General features: G+C 70.5%; 15 protein-coding genes. 10 read left to right on the top strand and 5 right to left on the bottom strand.

Annotation, left to right across the window (positions count from 1 at the left end; genetic code table 11):
- Window positions 1–53: 53 nt before the first annotated feature.
- Window positions 54–488 carry a protease inhibitor gene (locus tag ACFY5C_RS00190; protein WP_389438792.1) on the bottom strand — a complete coding sequence of 145 codons (435 nt, stop codon included), beginning with the start codon at window positions 486–488 and terminating at the stop codon, window positions 54–56.
- A gap of 326 nt (window positions 489–814) precedes the next feature.
- Here ACFY5C_RS00190 and ACFY5C_RS00195 point away from each other — a divergent pair, with 326 nt between their 5' ends.
- From ACFY5C_RS00195 to ACFY5C_RS00215, 5 genes are all read left to right on the top strand, one after another.
- Window positions 815–1,375 carry a hypothetical protein gene (locus ACFY5C_RS00195; RefSeq protein ID WP_389438794.1) on the top strand — a complete coding sequence of 187 codons (561 nt, stop codon included), beginning with the start codon at window positions 815–817 and terminating at the stop codon, window positions 1,373–1,375.
- A 200-nt stretch (window positions 1,376–1,575) separates the two neighbouring features.
- The gene (locus ACFY5C_RS00200; RefSeq protein WP_389438796.1) at window positions 1,576–3,186 is read left to right on the top strand and encodes a purine-cytosine permease family protein; all 1,611 of its coding nucleotides are present in this window, start codon (window positions 1,576–1,578) and stop codon (window positions 3,184–3,186) included.
- Complete coding sequence (locus ACFY5C_RS00205; protein WP_389438797.1) at window positions 3,183–3,878, top strand: alpha/beta fold hydrolase; 696 nt, start codon at window positions 3,183–3,185, stop codon at window positions 3,876–3,878. Before ACFY5C_RS00200 ends, ACFY5C_RS00205 begins: the two co-directional genes overlap by 4 nt.
- A gap of 73 nt (window positions 3,879–3,951) precedes the next feature.
- Entirely contained in the window at window positions 3,952–5,121 is a 1,170-nt protein-coding gene (locus tag ACFY5C_RS00210; protein ID WP_389438799.1) for a lactate 2-monooxygenase, read from the top strand.
- Window positions 5,118–6,095, top strand: coding sequence for a 2-hydroxyacid dehydrogenase (locus ACFY5C_RS00215; protein ID WP_389438801.1), 978 nt, complete (start codon window positions 5,118–5,120; stop codon window positions 6,093–6,095). The genes ACFY5C_RS00210 and ACFY5C_RS00215 overlap by 4 nt, the downstream gene beginning before the upstream one ends.
- A 45-nt stretch (window positions 6,096–6,140) precedes the next feature.
- Here the strand turns inward: ACFY5C_RS00215 and ACFY5C_RS00220 are convergent, their stop codons facing one another.
- From ACFY5C_RS00220 to ACFY5C_RS00230, 3 genes are all read right to left on the bottom strand, one after another.
- A complete protein-coding gene (locus tag ACFY5C_RS00220; protein ID WP_389438803.1) occupies window positions 6,141–7,757 on the bottom strand; it encodes an RICIN domain-containing protein in 1,617 nt (538 codons plus the stop codon).
- Window positions 7,758–8,290: 533 nt separating this feature from the next.
- Window positions 8,291–8,668 carry a toxin Doc gene (locus tag ACFY5C_RS00225; protein ID WP_369275183.1) on the bottom strand — a complete coding sequence of 126 codons (378 nt, stop codon included), beginning with the start codon at window positions 8,666–8,668 and terminating at the stop codon, window positions 8,291–8,293.
- Window positions 8,669–8,671: 3 nt separating this feature from the next.
- Window positions 8,672–8,917, bottom strand: coding sequence for a hypothetical protein (locus ACFY5C_RS00230; RefSeq protein ID WP_093909931.1), 246 nt, complete (start codon window positions 8,915–8,917; stop codon window positions 8,672–8,674).
- 206 nt (window positions 8,918–9,123) lie between these two features.
- Between ACFY5C_RS00230 and sigJ the strand changes: the two genes are divergently transcribed.
- From sigJ to ACFY5C_RS00245, 3 genes are all read left to right on the top strand, one after another.
- Window positions 9,124–10,053: an RNA polymerase sigma factor SigJ gene (gene sigJ, locus ACFY5C_RS00235; RefSeq protein ID WP_389438805.1), complete on the top strand. Its 930-nt coding sequence runs from the start codon at window positions 9,124–9,126 to the stop codon at window positions 10,051–10,053.
- Entirely contained in the window at window positions 10,050–11,528 is a 1,479-nt protein-coding gene (locus ACFY5C_RS00240; RefSeq protein WP_389438807.1) for a cytochrome bc complex cytochrome b subunit, read from the top strand. The genes sigJ and ACFY5C_RS00240 overlap by 4 nt, the downstream gene beginning before the upstream one ends.
- A 149-nt stretch (window positions 11,529–11,677) precedes the next feature.
- A complete protein-coding gene (locus ACFY5C_RS00245) occupies window positions 11,678–12,466 on the top strand; it encodes an acyl carrier protein (RefSeq protein ID WP_389438809.1) in 789 nt (262 codons plus the stop codon).
- A gap of 70 nt (window positions 12,467–12,536) precedes the next feature.
- Here ACFY5C_RS00245 and ACFY5C_RS00250 read toward each other — a convergent pair whose 3' ends face one another.
- Entirely contained in the window at window positions 12,537–14,780 is a 2,244-nt protein-coding gene (locus ACFY5C_RS00250; protein WP_389438811.1) for a glycoside hydrolase family 9 protein, read from the bottom strand.
- Between the two features lie 315 nt (window positions 14,781–15,095).
- Here ACFY5C_RS00250 and ACFY5C_RS00255 point away from each other — a divergent pair, with 315 nt between their 5' ends.
- Complete coding sequence (locus ACFY5C_RS00255) at window positions 15,096–17,474, top strand: SpoIIE family protein phosphatase (RefSeq protein ID WP_389438813.1); 2,379 nt, start codon at window positions 15,096–15,098, stop codon at window positions 17,472–17,474.
- Window positions 17,475–17,526: 52 nt separating this feature from the next.
- Window positions 17,527–18,213 (top strand): DUF4232 domain-containing protein, encoded by a 687-nt coding sequence (locus ACFY5C_RS00260; RefSeq protein ID WP_389438815.1) that lies wholly within the window; start codon window positions 17,527–17,529, stop codon window positions 18,211–18,213.
- Window position 18,214 lies beyond the last annotated feature (1 nt).

Below are 18,214 nucleotides of genomic sequence, written 5' to 3' on the forward strand. Positions count from 1 at the left end.
CTCCCCATCCGCGAGCCGCTGCCGAACTGCACGAGGCCGTGCGATCCCGGTCCCTAGAACGCGAAGAGGCTCGTTCCGTAGGAGCTCTTCACGCACTCGTTGGCGAAGGTGCGCTGATAGGAGACGCGCTGGCCCTGCCAGACCCCGTCGACCGTGACGACGACGGGATCGTACTGCTTGGTACACAGCACCCCGTCTCTACTCCCGAGGGCGTCGAAGTTCCCGCCGACCCTGCGCAGTTCACCGCACGCCGAGGCGGCGTCGGGATGCGTGCCGGAGGAGGTCGGGGCGCAGCTCAGGGTGACGGCACGCACCGGTGTCGTCATGGTGGCGTCGTCGCCGTGGGCCAGGGTGAGCACCAGGGCCGACGGGGCGTACAGGGAGGCGGGCGCAGGGTCCGGGGCAGCCAGGGCGGATCCGGTGAGGGGTCCGCAGACGGCGGTGGCCGTGAGAGCGAGGGTCGCTGCCCAGCGCGCGGTGTTCCGCATTGTGTGCATCCTTCCGCTTGAGTTACAGGGTGTGTCGACTCCGACGCGATCGGTGCCGGAGCGACGAGCGGGAGTCTGCCGAGTCCGGCGCCGAAACTCACATCGACACCACGGGTTTCAGTAACCTTGCGTATTGAAGCAGTGGCGTGAAGTAACGGACTTCGAACGTTCCAACGCCGAAACCTGGCGGCTCTTGATCGTTCCAAGTCGCCGAGTGGCCGGATCTCGCACGCTCATTAATAGGCCTGAAACATTCCGGTTGAGCCCTCGGCTGACACGCCCCGACGCCCCTTGTGTTCATGGCTGTCCCGAGTAATCGTGATTACATGATTACCAGCGAACAACGACAGAAGCTGCGCGGCTGGTTCGCCGGCCGCCTGCCGGACGACCTCTTCGAGGAGCTGACCGAGGTCACGGTCGACCGCGAGGAGATCACCGTGATCGGCCGCATTCCCGCACCTCACCTCGCCGAGGGCGGCTCGGCAGCGGAGCGGGAGGCGGCCGTGGAGGGCCGGATCCAGGAGTTCCGGGAGCGCACCCGTGAGACCCGGATCGAGGTGGCCCGCGAGGCGGAGCACCGATTCCGCAGAAAGGTTTCCTGGGGCGTGGAGTGCGACGGTGAGCGCGCCATGTTCACGCACATTGCCGCACCCGTGATGACCCGGCTCCGGCAGCCCGAGCGCCAGGTCCTCGACACCCTGATCGCCGGCGGGGTCGCCCGCAGCCGCAGCGACGCCCTCGCCTGGTGCGTACGGCTCGTCCAGCGGCACACGGACGACTGGCTCACCGAACTGCGCGAGTCACTTGAGAACGTCCAACGGGTGCGGGCACAGGGGCCGGACGCACCGGACACGGACACGCAGGAGGCACCCAAGGACACCGACTGATGGAGGTTTCGTCCATTCACGGCACCGAAGGTGGATGAACCGTCCTCTGGTGCGGCTCCCGCAGACCGCCTTACGGTCTGCAGACCCCGAGAGGACGGCATCCGCGCTGCCCGCACACCCCAGCGGCAGCGGCAGGCACCGGCCGTCGTCCCCGCCGCGCCACAACGCGCTCCACCGCCCGCCCACGCTGGAGCCCTCCCTTGTCCTCGCAGTTCCCAGCGGCCTCCCAGGCCCAACGCCCCTCCCCCGCTCCCTCCTTCACCGAGGTCGAGACCCACGGCGTCGACCGCATTCCCGACGCCGAACGCAGCGCCTCCCCGCTGGACCTGTTCCGCCTCGCCTTCGGTGGCGCCAACACCTTCTCCACCTGTGTCCTGGGGGCCTTCCCGATCCTGTTCGGCCTCTCCTTCTGGCAGGGCCTCGCGGCCACGCTCCTCGGGGTCGTCGCGGGTGCGCTGATCCTGTGCCCCATGGCGGTGTTCGGACCGGTCAACGGCACCAACAACGCCGTCTCCTCCTCCGCGCACCTCGGTGTGCACGGCCGCGTGGTCGGCTCGTTCCTGTCCCTACTGACGGCGGTCGCGTTCTTCTCCATCTCGGTGTGGAGCTCGGGCGACGCCCTGGTCGGCGGCGCGCACCAGCTCTTCGGCCTGCCGCGCGGCGACCTGTCGTACGTCGTCGCCTACGCCCTGTTCGCGGGGCTGGTTCTCGCGGTGTGCGTGTACGGGTTCCGCTTCATGCTGTTCGTCAACAAGGTCGCCGTGCCCGCGGCGAGCGTGCTGTTCCTGCTCGGTGTGGTCGCGTTCGCCGGTGACTTCGACCCGTCGTACACAGGCGTCTTCACCGACTCCGCGGACGCGGCGACCCGGTCGCTGTTCTGGCCGTCCTTCATCGGCGCGGCTCTGATCGTGCTGTCCAACCCCGTCTCCTTCGGGGCGTTCCTCGGCGACTGGTCGCGCTACATCCCCGCGAGCACCCCGCGCCGCAAGGTGATCGGCGCCGCGTTCCTGTCGCAGATCGCGACGCTGCTGCCGTTCGTGTTCGGCCTGGCGACGGCGAGCATCATCGCCACGAAGGTCCCTGAGTACGTCGACCCGGGCGCCCCCGACTTCGTGGGCGGCCTGCTGGCGATCTCGCCCGGCTGGTACTTCCTGCCGGTGTGTCTGCTGGCGCTGATCGGCGGCATGGCGACAGGCACGACCGCGCTGTACGGGACCGGGCTCGACTTCTCCTCGGTGTTCCCGCGGCTGTCGCGGGTGCAGGCGACGCTGCTGGTCGGCGCGTTGTCGATCACGTTCATCTTCATCGGACGGTTCGGGCTGAACCTGGTGCAGTCGATCTCGACCTTCGCCACGATGATCATCACTTGCACCACGCCCTGGATGGTCGTGATGATGCTGGGCTACTGGACCCGGCGCGGCTGGTACGACCCCGACGCCCTGCAGGTCTTCAACCGCCGTCAGCGCGGCGGCCGTTACTGGTTCGCGCACGGCTGGAACTGGCGGGGCATGACCGCGTGGTGGGTGGCGGCGCTGCTGGGCGTGCTGTTCACCAACATTCCGGGCCAGTTCGTCGGCCCGCTGGGCGATCTCGCGGGCGGGGTGGACATCAGCCTGCCGTTGTCGCTGGTCGTCGCGGCCGCGGTGTTCGTGGCGCTGCTGCGGGTGTTCCCCGAGCCGAGGGCGGTGTACGGGCCGGAGGGGGCGCGGCTGGCCCGGACGGTCGAGGTGGCCGTACCGCCGGTCACCGGGCCCGGCGCGAAGGGTCACGAGGAGCCGTTGTCAGACCCGTCGGCTACGTTGCGAGCATGACCAACTTCGTACTTGTGGCAGGGACGTGGCTCGGGGCGTGGGTGTGGGACGAGGTGGCGGGCGAACTGCGCGCTGCGGGGCACGACGTCCATCCGCTGACGCTGTCCGGACTCGCCGAGAAGCGCGGTGTCAGCGCCGGACAGCAGACCCACGTCCAGGACATCGTGGCGGAGGTCGAGCGCCTCGACCCGAGGGACGTCGTCCTCGTCGGGCACAGCTACGCCGGCATTCCGGTCGGGCAGGCGGCCGAGCGGATCGGTGACCGGCTCAGGCGCGTGGTGCTGGTCGACGCGAATGCCGCAGTCGACGGGGAGTCGTTCCTGTCGGGCTGGCTGAGCGACGAGGTGCGGACGGCGATCGAGGACAACGGCGGCGTGTGGCCGCCGCTCTCAGCTGCCGACTTCGCGGGCCAGGGGATGACGGACGAGCAGATCGCCCGCCTCGTCGACGGCGCCACCCCGCACCCGGGTGCCACGTTGACCGAACCGGCGGTCATGCCACGCCCGCTGAGTGAGCTTCCGGGCCTCTACATCAAGTGCCTGCTCGACGGCGACGAGCCGATGCCCGCCGCGGCCGAACTCCTCAAGAGCGACCGCTGGGAGCTCGTGACCATGGACACCGGTCACTGGCCGATGTTCTCCCAGCCGCGCGAACTGGCTCGCATCCTGCACGAGTCAGTGGCGAGCCCCTGATCCACTCCCCCGCCTACCGGTCGGTATGGTCGGCGTACAGCGCGTTCTCAGTGACGAGAGGCGGGGCCTACGCATGGGCAAGCACTGGGCGGACTTCCAGTACGAGATCTATCTGAACGGGATGACGGGCGCCGTACCCCGGCTCCCCACCGATCTGACCCGGCTGGAGGAGCTCACCGAGCAGCGCCTCGGTCCCGGTCCTGTCGGCTATGTGGCGGGCAGTGCGGGCGACGGCAGCACCGCCCGCGCCAACCGGGAGGCGCTGCGGCGGCGCCGGATAGTGCCACGCATGCTGCGGGACGTGCACCAACGTGACCTGTCCGTGGAGGTGTTGGGGCGCGCCCTGCCCGCTCCGCTGGCACTGGCGCCCGTCGGAGTGCTGTCGATCATGCACCCGGACGCCGAGTGTGCGGCCGCCCGGGCCGCCGCCGCACAGGGCGTGCCGTTCACCCTGTCCTCGGCGTCCAGCACCCCCATGGAACAGGTCGCGGAGGCGATGGGGGACGCCGAGCGCTGGTTCCAGCTGTACTGGCCGAAGGACCCGGAGGTGGCCCGGAGTTTCCTGAACCGGGCGAAGGCGGCCGGGTTCACCGCCCTCGTCGTCACCCTGGACACGCCGATGCTGGCCTGGCGGCCACGCGACCTCGATCAGGCGTATCTGCCGTTCCTGCACGGTGTGGGCACCGCCAACTACTTCAGCGACCCGGCCTTCCAGGCGGGTCTGGCCAAGCCCGTGCACGAGGATCCGAACGCGGCCGTCATGCACTTCGTCGGCATGTTCTCGGACCCTGCGAAGACCTGGCCGGACCTGGCGTTCCTGCGGGAGAACTGGGACGGCCCGATCGTCCTGAAGGGCGTGGTGCATCCGGACGACGCCCGCGCGGCGGCCGACGCCGGGATGGACGGCGTCGTCGTCTCCAACCACGGCGGCCGCCAGGTCGCCGGCTCCGTCGGGGCGGCCGACGCTCTTCCCCGGGTGGTGTTGGCAGTCGGTGACCGGCTGGCCGTGTTGTTCGACAGCGGCGTGCGCACCGGCGACGACATCTTCAAGGCCCTCGCGCTCGGCGCGCGGGCGGTGCTCGTCGGACGGCCGTACGCGTACGGGCTCGGCCTCGACGGACAGGCGGGCGTCGAGCACGTCATCCGCTGTCTGCTGGCCGAACTCGACCTCACCCTCGCCCTGTCCGGGCACGCGACGCCCGCCACGATCGGCCCCGCCGACCTCATCGAGGAAACCGCATGACCCTCACGAAGAACGTCCTCGCCGTCATCTCGCCCCACGTGGGCGGGCGGGACATCGGGGCCGGACTGGCCACCCTCTTCCCCGAGGGAGCGAGGGTCACCGTCGTCGAGGCGGCCGACGAGGACCCGGCAGCGCTGCGCTCGGCACACGTCGTCATCACCGCCCTGGCCCCGGTGACCGGCGAACACCTCGCCGCCGCACCCAAGTTGCAGCTCGTGCAGTGCGCGAGCCACGGCTTCGACTACGTCGACGTGGAGGCGGCGCGCGAGCGGAGCGTGCGGGTGTGCAACATCGGCTCCAGCGGCGCCGAGGCGCAGAACGTGGCCGAGCAGACCTTCGCCCTCATGCTCGCGCTGGCCAAGCAGATCGTGCCCGCCCACACCGCGCTCGTCGAGGCCGACTGGGCACTCCCCCGGCTCCAGCACTCGCTGACCGAACTGTCCGGCAAGACGCTCGGCATCGTGGGCCTGGGCCAGATCGGCCGGCAAGTCGCGCGCCGCGCCGCCGCGTTCGACATGAGCGTGGTCTACGCCGGACGCCGCCGACTGCCGCCCGAGACGGAGGCCGAGTTCGGCGGCGCTCGCCACGTCCCGCTCGCCGAACTGCTGAGCACCTCCGACTACGTCTCCCTGCACACCCCGCTCACCGCCGAGACCCGGCTCCTGCTGAACGCCGAGCGGCTGGCGCTTCTCAAACCGACGGCGTTCGTGATCAACACCGCGCGGGGCGCCCTGATCGACCAGGACGCCCTCGCGGACGCGCTGGAGAAGGGCGCCGTGGCCGGAGCGGGCATCGACGTCTTCGACCCCGAACCGCCCACCCCGGCCCTGCGCCTGCTCCGCGCCCCGAACGTGGTGCTCTCCCCCCACGTCGGCGGCGTCACCCGCGAAACCCTCATCCGCATCGCCCTGGCCGCCGTCCAGAACGTGACGGACTTCCTCTCGGGCGGCACACCGCGGGATGTCGTGAACTAGGCCGGCCTCGCGGGCACCTGGGGGCTCGGGGCCGCCCCCAGGTGTCTACGCCTTCTCCTCCCCCATGCGCACCGACCGCGCCGCAGGCGTCCCGGCCTGCTCGCCCGACAGCGATCCGGGGCTCGCCGATGTCGCCGGATCGGTGAGCCAGCGCTGGGCGCCGGTACCCTCGCGGACCTTGACGACGATCTCGGCGCCGTCGTCCGCCGTCGTGGCCGCGAGGGCGAGCTGCTCGTCCCAGCGGGGCAGCAACTCGCCCCGGACGGTGAGGTCGTAGCGCACGTCGTCGGCCCGCTCGGAATCCTCGTCGGCGCACTTGCCGAGGATCACCACGCCGGCGTCCACGTGAGAGTCCAGGCACAGGTCGGGGTCCGCCACGCTGCGCAGCCGGCCGTCCTTCTCGTACGTCCACTGCTGGGTGTCGTCGGCCGAGCAGTCGGCCAACCTGGTCCCGGCCCCCTCCTTCGGCTCACCCCGGATGTCGAGGCACAGGTCGGCGTCGGCGTTGCGCAACCTGGTCTGCCGCGGGGCGTTGGGGAGTTGGGCCGTGCCGGGCGGCGCGGAGGACACGGTCGGGGGCGGCGGGGATGCGGTGCCGCCGCCGGTGGCAGAGGCGGCCGGGTCGACCCCGTCGTCGTCGGACAGCAGACCCGCGGCGAGCATGATCGCGATCAGCCCGGCAGAGGCCAGGCCCACTCCCGTGAGCAGCGTCCGCGAGGCACGCGGTCCACCGGGCGGCCTGCGCACCTGCGCGGGGATCCGCGACAGGAGACCCCGTCGTCCGGCGCCGTGCCGGGCGGAGCCGCGTGCGCGGGGTCCGTCGGACTTGGCGCGCCCCGGTCTGGTGTCGAGATAGCGGCGCGCGCCCCAGCCGAGCACCGCCTCGGCGATGAGTACGCCCAGCCCGCCCTCGAAATGGCTCAGTTGTTCGGCCGCGTTACGGCAGTAGCGGCACTCCGCCAGATGCTGCTGGACATCCGGCAGCAAGGCCCCGCCCCGGCGAATCGGGACGTCGAGGAGGCGGTTGTAGAACCGGCAATCCTTCGTCGGCGCGAGTTCTCGATGAGCATGTACACAACCTTCGCGGAATTTATCACGCGCCTGTTCGAGCGCGGCCGAGGCGGTAACGGTATCCATGCCCAACAGACCGGCGGGCACGCTTACCGGCTCGGCCTCCACCTCGCTATGCCAGAGCAGACATCGGGCAAGTCCCGGAAGTGCCTGGAATGACCGATCGGCGAGCTTGCGATTTTCGGGCGTCATGGACTTCGCGGTACGCATACCGCGGCCGCCGGCGGGTTTCCCCAGCGCCGGCAGAACGCTCGCTATTCGCTCGTCGGCCGACCACTGCCGCACCACGTCCCGGACGGCGACGAGGAGCCGAGGTCGCAGTGCGGTGGCCGGCTCACCCAGCGCCAGGCGGTCGAGAACCTGGTGGAAGGCGGCGGCGGTGACCATGTCGGCGGTGGTGCCCGGGGAGGCGAGGCAGATCACCGCGTACTCGTGGGCCGGTTGCCAGTGCCGCGCCATCAGCAGCGCGACCAAGGGTGCGGCCTCGCCGTCCGGACGGCCCCGGAGCCGGCCGGCGAGACCTTCGTCGGATTCCTCCGGAACCCCGCCGGGCGGCGGGTAAGGAGGGCGAGGGGGGTGGGGGGTGGGCACTGAACGGATTCCTTCCCACGCTCATGACTGAGAAGTTCTGATCGCCGAAAAGGACCGAGCGACTTGGTGTGTACCTCTTCGGCACCTGCGCGAGGAGCGGGAATTCACCAGAGCCCACCCGCTCCGGTTCCCCACGGAACGTATGAGCCCCGGCCTTTTCCACCCCCACGGGTGGTTCACCCTTGCACAGCGCACGGATGGCCAACAAGGCACTCGGGCAACATCCGCCCCTTTGAAAGAAAGTCAGAAACATCGGCAACTGGCCGCACCTGCGTGAGCTTTCGACATTCCATGCGCCCCGTGTGAATCTCCTGCACGCGCCGGAGCACCACGCGCGCTCCCCGGCGCGCACGCCGGCGTAGTCCACTGGGAGCGGCCCTCTCGGAAGGCCCCGCGCGGGGTGGGGGTCCCCCGGTTCGAGCGAAGCCGCGACCTGGGGGAGGCTCTCCTGTGCGCCACGGGGCCGCCGACCCCGTTCTCCCCGCCCTCGGTCGGCGGCCCCCGGCGGCGGGGAGAACGGGGACCGGCCGGCCTCAGATCTGCCAGGAGCGCAGCCGGTCGGCGGCGCCGTACACGTCGGCCTTGCCGGAGATCAGGTCACGCGCGAGGTCCACCAGGGCGCCGTAGGGCGGGTCGATGCCGACGCCGCTGACGAACATGTAGGCCACCGCGGACGCACAGGCGAAGCGGGCGTTGGCCGAGGGAAGCGGCTTGAGCAGGGCGAGGGTGTGCAGCAGGGCCGCGGCCCGCCAGGCCGGGTCTGAGTCGACGCCCAGGCGGGGCGGATCCACGCGATGGCGGGCGACGGCGGCGACCAGCGCGGAGAAGTCGTTGACCGTGGGCTGGTCCGGCAGGACCTCTTCGTGCCGCTGGAGCAGCCAGGGCACGTCGATATGAATGACGGGTGCCATCGCTCAGGCGGCCCGTCCCGCGCCCTTGGCGGACGGTTCGTCGTCGGGGAAGGCGGCCGCGAATTCGTCGGCGTGCGACGCGAAGAACCGGCGGAAGGCCTCGGCGCCCTCCTGCAGCGCCCGGTGCCGCGCTATGTCGGCCGCGGCGGCCTCCCGCACGAGCGCCTTCATCGACGTACCGCGTTCCTTGGCGATCTGCCGCAGGTCCTCTAGCTCGCGGTCGCTGAACTCCACATTGAGAGCTGGCATGCGTTCACGGTACCGCTCGGGTACTTACCCGTAAATTCCCGCAGGTCAGGTGTGATCTACGCCGGTACCAGGCAGGGGTGGAACCCCCGGTCCGTTACGCGCTGCCCGCCACGCGACCGAGACCTGGGTCACATTCGACCGTGGGATGTCACATTCCGGCCCCCGCCGGACCTCGCAGTAGTGAGCGCGCACTGGGAGGCCCACGTATGTCCGACACCCCCGTACCCGTCACCGACGACGCGACCGGCGTCTTCGTCGAGCATCGCGAGCTGATGTTCGGCGTCGTCTACAACATGCTCGGCAGCGTCGCCGACACCGAGGACGTGCTGCAGGAGACCTGGCTGTCGTGGACGGCGCGCAACGAGGGCTCGCCGCTCGACGGGGTCGACAATCCGCGGGCGTACCTCGTGCGGATCGCCGTCAACCACGCGCTGACGCGGCGGGCGGCGATCAGCCGCCGCCAGGAGACGTACGTCGGCTCGTGGCTGCCCGAGCCGCTGGTCGCGGCAGGCGAGGAGGACGGCGCCGACGATCCTGCCCTGCGCACCGAGTCCGTGTCGCTGGCGATGCTGGTCGTCCTGGAGTCGCTGACACCGCTGGAACGCGCGGTGTTCGTGCTGCACGAGGTGTTCGGATACCCGCACACGGAGATCGCGCAGATCATCGACCGCAGCCCGGCGGCCGTACGGCAGCTGGCCCATCGGGCGCGAGGGCACGTGCATGCGCGGCGGCCGCTGTACGAGGCGCATCCACGGGTGCGACGGGAGGCGACGGAACGGTTCGTGCGGGCCGCGGTGGGCGGGGACCTCGCCGCGCTGATGGAGATCCTCGCGCCGGACGTGACGGTGTGGACGGACGCGGGCGGCAAGCGGAAGCCGGCGGGGCTGCGTCCGGTGCACGGCCGGGACAAGGCGGTCCGGCTGTTCGGCTCGTATGCGCGCCGGGGCGGTGGGGGCGGCAGCCTGGAGCTGCGCTACCGGCGCGTCAACGGCGACGACGCGGTGGTGCTGTTCGAGGGCGAGGAGCCGTACGCCGTCCTGGTCCTGGATCTCACACCCGACGGCGACCGGGTGTCCGGCGTCTACGTGGTGAGCAACCCCGACAAGCTGACGCATGTGCACCGGGAGGACGCGTGAGCGCCCGGGAGCTGCCCGGCAGGGGCGAGCGGGTGGCGGACTGGTTCGACGGGCGGCTCGGCATCCACTCGCTCGGCCGGAAGTACCTGCGCAAGGTCTTCCCGGACCACTGGTCCTTCCTGCTCGGTGAGATCTGCCTCTACAGCTTCGTCGTCCTGATCCTGACGGGCGTGTACCTCACCCTCTTCTTCCATCCGTCGATGAACGAGGTGACGTACCACGGCAGTTACCTGCCGCTGAACGGCGTCCGCATGTCCGAGGCGTACGCGTCCACGCTGGACATCAGCTTCGACGTGCGGGGCGGGCTGCTGATGCGGCAGCTGCACCACTGGGCGGCGCTGGTCTTCGTCGCCGGGATGCTCACGCACATGATGCGGCACTTCTTCACGGGGTCGTTCCGCAAGCCGCGGGAGATCAACTGGCTGTTCGGCTGGAGCCTGCTGTTCCTGGGCCTGTTCGAGGGCCTGTTCGGCTATTCGCTGCCGGACGACCTGCTGTCGGGGACGGGGCTGCGGTTCGTGAACGGGGCGCTGTTGTCCGTGCCGATCGTCGGGACGTATCTGTCGATGTTCCTGTTCGGCGGGGAGTTCCCGGGCCATGACATCGTGGCCCGGTTCTACTCGCTGCACATCCTCGTGATCCCCGGCATCATGGCGGCGCTGGTCGTGGCGCACGTCCTGCTGGTCGTGTACCACAAGCACACGCAGTTCGCGGGTCCCGGGCGCACCGAACGCAACGTCGTCGGCGCCCCGTTCATGCCGGTGTACCTGGCGAAGGCGGGCGGCTTCTTCTTCCTGGTCTTCGGTGCTCTCACCGTGATCGCGGCGGTGGCGTCGATCAACCCGGTCTGGTCGTACGGCCCCTACCGCGCGGACCAGGTCTCCACCGGCGCGCAGCCCGACTGGTACCTGGGCTTCGCCGAGGGGCTGGTCCGCATCATGCCGGGCTGGGAGATCACTTTGTGGGGCCACACGCTCGTCCTCGGCGTGCTGATCCCGGTCGTGGTCTTCCCCCTGCTGCTCGTGTTCATCGGCGTGTATCCCTTCCTGGAGGCGTGGATCAGCGGCGACAAGCGCGAGCACCACCTCCTCGACCGCCCCCGCAACCGCCCCGTCCGCACGGGCATCGGCGCGGCCTGGATCAGCCTCTATCTGATCCTCCTGGCCGGCGGCGGCAACGACATCGTGGCGACCCGGCTCCATCTGTCGATCAACGCGGTGACCTGGGCGATCCGGATCGCGGCGCTGACCGTCCCGGTACTCGTGTTCATCGTCTCCCGGCGCATCTGCCTGGGGCTGCAACTCCAGGACCGGGAACGGGTGTTGCATGGCCGGGAGACCGGCGTGATCAAGCGGCTCCCGCACGGCGAGTACGTCGAGGTGCACCAGCCACTGGACCAGGCCGCACTGCACACGCTGACCGCCCACGAGCGGCCTGGCCAACTCGTGGAGCACGAGCCGCGAAGGAACCAGTAGGTGACCTGCCACCGAACTCCGGGTTTACCGGCGATGTATATCTGAAATGCCATACAACCTCCGGTGATGTCCCGGGTGTCACACCCATGCCGGCACACACCCCCGCATGCTCCCGGCACGACATCACGCCTCACCACAACGGAGTTCACGTGCGTATGCGCTTACTGGCCGCTCGACCGATCGCCGTGGCGGCCCTCACCGTGCTTGCGAGCGCGGTGGTCGTACCGTCCGCCCACTCGGCGGACCGGGACTACACGGTGACCCTCACCACCAGCACCGACACCACCGACTTCGACCACCGCACGGTCGACCTGACCGGGACCCTGACCGGTCCGGACGGGACGCCCGCCGCGAACCACCCGGTCCAGCTCGAGCAGTCCGTACTGTTCAGGACCTGGAACCCGTGGGGCGACCCCATCGACCCGACGGAATGGGAGACCCGCAGCCTGGGCACCGTCCGTACGGACTCCGAGGGGCGCTTCAAGCTGGAGGACGTGCCCGCGGACCGCTGGGACGGCCGGCCGAGCCCCTACCTCAACCCCCGCCACGAGGTGATGTTCCGTGCCATGTACGACACGGACAACCCCACCGACGGCCAGATGGCGTTCGCGGACGCGGAGGTGAGCGTCCAGCCCGTCGCGAGCTCCCTGTCCTACCGGGTCAGCAACATCATCGTGCACGCCGGTACGCGCCTGACCGTCACCGGCAAGGTCGCCTGGCCCGCCGGGCACGGCCCGGTCGAGGGCACCCGGGTGTTCCTGCGGCAGTACTTCGAGACCGAGTACAACGCGCAGGCCACCACGGACGCCGACGGCAACTTCACGATCAACACCACGGTCCGCGGCTACGACAACGAGTTCGTGCTCTTCTCGGCGCCCAAGGACTACTACATGTCCGGCGTGACCAAGGAACTCCCGATCAAGAACATCACCCGGTAACAGCCGCCGGCCACTGCCGTGAGCCCGCCGCCGCGAGGTGCGGCGGCGGGCTCACGGCTCTCGCGTCGGTCTAGGCCTGGCCGGCCACGAAGGAGGCCATCCGGGCCAGGGCGGAGTTCCAGTTGATCGTGTGCTCGTTCGTGGACCAGGACTGGATGTCGTCGATGTAGCAGAACTGACCGACGCAGCCCTGGAGTCTGCTCTGTGCGTAGGGGTCCTGGATGCTCGAGTTCGGCCCGCCTGCGAGTGTGCCGACCGGCGGGTTCGGCTGGCTCGGGTCGAGCTGACGGGCGTACCAACGGGCGTGCTGGTTACGGGAGTTGACCTCGCCGTAGCCGGTCACGTACGAGATGTTCAACGCGTTGCGGCCGAACAGATAGTCCATGCTCTGCACGGCGCCGTCGCGGTACTTCGAGTCACCCGTGATGTCGTAGGCGGTCGCGACGACGACGGCGTTGTGCAGGATCTGGTGGTTGGATCCCCAGTCGTAGAGGTTCTCGGGCGGGTCGTAGGGCATGCCGTACGCCTGTGACTTCAGGGTGGCCAGATAGCGGTCCGCTCCCTTGAGCACGGACTGGCGCACCTTGTCCCTCCCGGGCAGCCTGCTCGGCACGGTCGCGAGGTCGAGCCGGGCCGCTGCCGCCGTCCTGGCCCAGTCGTAGCCGAGCGGGCCGAAGATGTCGGCCGTGTGCACCGGGGAGTTGATGACGTGGTCCGCGAACTCCCGCTCACCGGTGCTGAGATACAGCTCGGCCGCCGCCCAGTAGAACTCGTCGGTGACGTTGCCGTCGGCGTAGGTGCCGCCGCCGATGCCGTCACTCTCGGAGGCGTACCGGTCGGGATGCGCGAGCGCCGCCGACCACGCCTTCCGAGCGGCCGCCAGGGTCTTCGCCGCGAACTCCTTGTCGTACGGCCGGTACAGGCGCGCCGCCTGCGCGGCCGTCGCCGCCAGGTTCAGGGTCGCCGCGGTGGACGGCGGATGCAGCTCCCGCTTCTGCGGATCGGCACTCGGCAGCAGCGGCAGGCCCGTCCACTGCTCGTCGTGGATCTTGTGGTGCGCCATGCCGGCCAGCGGCTGCCCCGCGGGCACCTGCATCTTCAGCAGGAACTCCAGCTCCCAGCGGACCTCGTCGAGGATGTCCGGCACCTTGTTGCCGCTCTCCGGGATGGCGAGCGTGCCGTCGCCCAGCTTCTTCGGCTCCCCGGTGCGGGCCAGCCGTTCGCGTTCGTACGTGCTCAGCAGCTCCCACACGGAGATGCCGCCGTTGACGACGTACTTGCCGTGGTCGCCGGCGTCGTACCAGCCACCGGTGACGTCGAGCCGGTAGTCGCAGACGCCCGGCTGGCAGGGCACGTTGCCGTCGCCCTGGTTGGGCGCGACGTCGACATGTCCGGCGGCGCGGGCGTAGCCCGGACGCAGATCGTCGCGGATCGCGATGCCGCTGCGCTGCGTGTAGTAGTACTTCACCGCGTCCAGGCGCAGCCGGTCGTAGGCGGCCGTGCCGATGCCGAAGGGGCGGCTCGTCTCCCCGTCGGCGACGAGCGTGAAGTCCTCACCCTGCTTGCGGTAGGCGCCGAAGTCGATGGAGTGGACGTTCTGCGCGGAGGACGCGTCGGTGCCGCGCGGCACGGTCCAGCCGTGGGCGACGACAGCACCGGAGGCGTTCTTGAGCTGCCAGGGCAGCTTCCCGGTCGCGTCGGTGACCAGCGTGGCGTTCTTCGGTCCGGCGGGCAGATAGGCGACCTGGTTCACCCGCACCCGGGGCCCGGTGTCCGGCTCGTACACCTCCGGCGGGACACCCCCCAGCAGCGACGCGTCGTCCATGCAGAAGCGCCACGCGTCCGCACTGCCGCCGAGCTGGAAGGCGACCTGGCCCTGCGGGGTGTCGACGGGCGAGGTGAAGGTGTACGCGTAGGAGTTCCCGGAGACGCTCAGCTGCGGCGTCACCTCGAAGTAGGTGTCGTACGGCGCCGCCGACAGACCGACGATCGCCCGCACGGCATGCCCCTCGGGAGAGCCCTTCGCGGTGAAGGAGAAACGGTACGACTGCCCCTTCACCAGGGCGATGTCGTTCTGTCCGACGGCCGCGTCCCAGGGGTTGGCGGTGCCGCCGGGCACGTCGGCGCAGAGCTGCCCGTCGGACAGGCCCGCGGTGACGTTGCTGCTCGTCCACCACGGCTCGGTGGTGGTCTCGAAGGTGCCGTTCTTGAGCTGCTCGACCTCATCGGCGCCGGCCGGTGCGGACGGGAGTGCGGTGAGTCCCGCCGCCAGCAGGGCGGTCAGGGACAACAGGGTGGTTCTGCGTCGTTTCACGTCTGGGCTCCTCGGGGGAGGTACGGGTGACGCTCAGGGTGGGAGCGCTCCCAGAGGCGGACGCTGCCATGCTTGTTCGCGACATGACACCCCGTCAACGGTTCGGACGGGAACTGGCGGGACCGATTCCTGTCCTGACCGCTCACCGCCTCGGCCCGTGGCACCCGGGGCAGTGGCCCAGATCCTGACGGGACGCAAGGCCGAGCGGTCGAGGGCGCGCACGATTGTTCCGGTACGGGCGAGTCGCCGACGCACTAGGCTGGAGCCCAGCTGACACGCTTGTTCACCGTGAGTGTGCGCGTTGGAGTGGCGAGCATGAGCCCGGAGTATCCGTTCGACGAGGCCGCGACGGCCCGGGCGGTCATCGGCGACGACGGTGTGCTCGTCGAGTGGGGCGCCGGTGCCGAGCGGCTGCTGGGCCACCGGGCCGCCGAGGTCGTGGGCCGCCCGGCCGCGGAGCTGCTGGCCGACGGGCAGGGGAGCGGCGCCCCGCCGGGCGACCGCTGGGACGGCATTCTCACCCTGCGCCATCGCGATGGCGGCACGCTGTCCGTGTGGGTGCTCGCCCATCGTGTACGCCCGGAGCGTGGCGGCCCCTTTCGCTGGCTCGTGGTGACGCCGCTCGAAGGGCAGGGCCCACGTCCGCCGGACGATCCCCTGGCCCATGTCGGGCTCCTCGAGTCACCCTGCGCCATCGCGGTCTACGACGAGCGGCTCCGGCTACGCAGGATCAACCCCGTCATGGCGGAGGTCCTCCAGCTCTCCGAGGAGCATGTGCGAGGGCTGCGGGCGCCCGAGCTGACCGGCAGACGCCAGAGCTACGACATGGAGCGACACCTCCTGCGCGTGCTCACCACGGGAGAGGGCACCGACGTAAGGACGTACGTCCCGGTCGGCGGTGACCGGACACATGCCTGGCTGGCGCGCATGGCCCCGATCACCGACGCCAAGGGGCGGGTGCGCGGCGTGTCCGTCGCCGCGCACGACTTCACCGAGCAGTACATGGCCCAGGAGCGACTGCAGCTGGTCAACGAGGCCAGCGTCCGCATCGGCACCACCCTCGACGTCACACGCACGGCCCAAGAGCTGGCGGACATCTGCGTCCCCGCGCTCGCCGACTTCGTCAGCGTCGATCTGCTGGACCCGCCGGAGCACGGGGGCGAATCACCCACCGCTCGGCCCACCGCCCCGGTCGGCCTGCGCCGCGCCGCCCACCGGTCCGTCAACACGGGCAACCCCGAAGCCGTGGTCAAGCCGGGCCATGTCGATGTGTATCCCACCCCGTCGCCCCAGGCGGACGCATTGCTGGCGGGCCACACCATCGTGGCTTCGACATCGACCGACGACCTCACGCGATGGCTCTCCTGGGACCCCGAACGCGCCGAGCGCATCAAGGCGTACGGCATCCACACCACCATGGCCGTACCGATCCAGGCCCGCGGGACCACCCTCGGGGTCGCCGTGCTCAGCCGGTTCAAGAACCCCGGGCCGTTCACGCCCGACGACGTGCTGCTGGCCGAGGAGGTCACGGCACGCGCGGCCGTCTGCATCGACAACGCCCGCCGCTACTCCCGCGAACGCGAGACCGCCCTCGCCCTGCAGCGCAGCCTGCTGCCCCGGTCCCTGCCGCGCACGGCGGCCCTCGAAGCGGCCTCGCGCTATCTCCCGGCAGCGCGCTCCGGAGTGGGCGGCGACTGGTTCGACGTGATTCCGCTGTCGGGGATGCGGGTGGCGATGGTCGTCGGGGACGTGGTGGGTCACGGCATCCAGGCCTCGGCCACCATGGGCCGGCTGCGCACCGCCGTGCGCACCCTGGCCGACATCGACCTCGCGCCCGACGAGCTGCTGACCCACCTCGACGACCTGGTCGTACGGCTGTCCGACGAGGCAGGCACCGAGGGCAGCTCCGGTGACGTCGGCGCCACCTGCCTGTACGCCGTGTACGACCCGGTCTCCCGGCGCTGCACACTGGCCCGGGCCGGGCACCCGTCGCCCGTCATGGTCCCGCCCGGCGGCGAGCCGCGGGAGATCGAGCTGCCCGCGGGGCCGCCGCTGGGTCTGGGCGGGCTGCCGTTCGAGTCCACCGAGATCGAACTGCGCGAGGGCACAGTGCTGTCCTTCTACACCGACGGCCTGATCGAGACCCGGGCGCGTGATGTCGACGCCAGCCACTCGCTCCTGTGCGAAGCGCTGGCGGTCTCCTCCGACTCCCTGGAAGAGACCTGCGACCGCGTCCTGGGCGCCCTGCTCCCGGCGGGCGGCGTCGCGGACGACGTGGCCCTGCTGCTGGCCCGCACTCAGGGGCTGCCCGCCTCCCGGGTCGCGACCTGGGACATCCCGGCGGACCCGGCACTCGTCGCGCCCATCCGCAAGCAGGTGCTGGAGCAGCTCGACGTCTGGAACCTGAGCGAGGCGTCATTCACGGCCGAGCTGGTGGTGAGCGAGCTGGTGACGAACGCAATCCGCTACGGCATCCAACCCATTCGGCTCCGGCTGATCCATGACGCACGCACGCTCATCTGCGAGGTGTCCGACACCAGCCACACGGCACCGCATCTGCGCCGCGCCAAGACGTTCGACGAGGGTGGCCGCGGCCTGCTGCTGGTCGCTCAGCTGACCCAGCGCTGGGGCAGCCGGCACACGCCGGACGGCAAGACGATCTGGGCGGAGATCGGACTCCTCGGCGAGGGGTGACTCCTTGACGCCGGGTGACTACTCGGCCGGAAAGCGGGGAGGCGTGACAGACATGGGACGTGCACGGACACTCCACCCCTTGAACCGAGCGATTCCCGTCGTGAGTGCCGTCGCGCTGGTGAGCCTGCTGGCCGGCTGCGCCAACGGCGCCGACTCCACGGGCAGCGCACAGACACCGGCCGGCACGAGCGACCGAACGACCGGCGCGCCCACGGCAGGGACCGGGAGCCCCACGACCGGGCCAGGCACGACCGGACCTGCCACGACCGCACCAGGCACGGCCGACACCGGCAGCCCCGTGACCCAGTCGGGCGCCGCCGCCCCGCGCTGCCACACTCCGGAGCTGCGCGCAAAGATCGGCCGACCCAGTCCGGGGGCCGGACAGCGCAACTTCCCGATCGTGCTGACCAATACGGCCGAACGCACCTGCACGGTCCGCGGCTACCCCGGTGCCGCCTTCGTGGACGCGTCCGGCAAGCAGCTCGGCCCGGACCCGAAGCGCTCCCCCGACACGCCGACGTCGGTCACGCTGGCCCCCGGACAGAGCGCCTGGGCGGGGCTGTCCTTCGCCAGCCCCGAGATCAGCGGGGCCCGTACGGCCCTGCCGACTGCGCTGCTCGTGACACCGCCCGACGAACGGGAGTCGATCGAGGTGGCGTGGACGGCCGGTGAGGTGCCCGTGGCCGGGAACGAGTCCTCGGTGCGACTGACGGTGCTTCAGCCGGGGACCGGCGGCTGAT

The sequence above is a fragment of the Streptomyces sp. NPDC012935 genome, from assembly GCF_042900345.1.
Taxonomy (GTDB): domain Bacteria; phylum Actinomycetota; class Actinomycetes; order Streptomycetales; family Streptomycetaceae; genus Streptomyces.

What these genes read in the sequence shown, in the direction of transcription:
- ACFY5C_RS00190 (WP_389438792.1), bottom strand. Translation starts at nt 488, where the DNA reads ATGCGGAACACCGCGCGCTGGGCAGCGACCCTCGCTCTCACGGCCACC.
- ACFY5C_RS00195 (WP_389438794.1), top strand. Translation starts at nt 815, where the DNA reads ATGATTACCAGCGAACAACGACAGAAGCTGCGCGGCTGGTTCGCCGGC.
- ACFY5C_RS00205 (WP_389438797.1), top strand. Translation starts at nt 3,183, where the DNA reads ATGACCAACTTCGTACTTGTGGCAGGGACGTGGCTCGGGGCGTGGGTG.
- ACFY5C_RS00210 (WP_389438799.1), top strand. Translation starts at nt 3,952, where the DNA reads ATGGGCAAGCACTGGGCGGACTTCCAGTACGAGATCTATCTGAACGGG.
- ACFY5C_RS00215 (WP_389438801.1), top strand. Translation starts at nt 5,118, where the DNA reads ATGACCCTCACGAAGAACGTCCTCGCCGTCATCTCGCCCCACGTGGGC.
- ACFY5C_RS00225 (WP_369275183.1), bottom strand. Translation starts at nt 8,668, where the DNA reads ATGGCACCCGTCATTCATATCGACGTGCCCTGGCTGCTCCAGCGGCAC.
- ACFY5C_RS00230 (WP_093909931.1), bottom strand. Translation starts at nt 8,917, where the DNA reads ATGCCAGCTCTCAATGTGGAGTTCAGCGACCGCGAGCTAGAGGACCTG.
- sigJ (WP_389438805.1), top strand. Translation starts at nt 9,124, where the DNA reads ATGTCCGACACCCCCGTACCCGTCACCGACGACGCGACCGGCGTCTTC.
- ACFY5C_RS00255 (WP_389438813.1), top strand. Translation starts at nt 15,096, where the DNA reads ATGAGCCCGGAGTATCCGTTCGACGAGGCCGCGACGGCCCGGGCGGTC.
- ACFY5C_RS00260 (WP_389438815.1), top strand. Translation starts at nt 17,527, where the DNA reads ATGGGACGTGCACGGACACTCCACCCCTTGAACCGAGCGATTCCCGTC.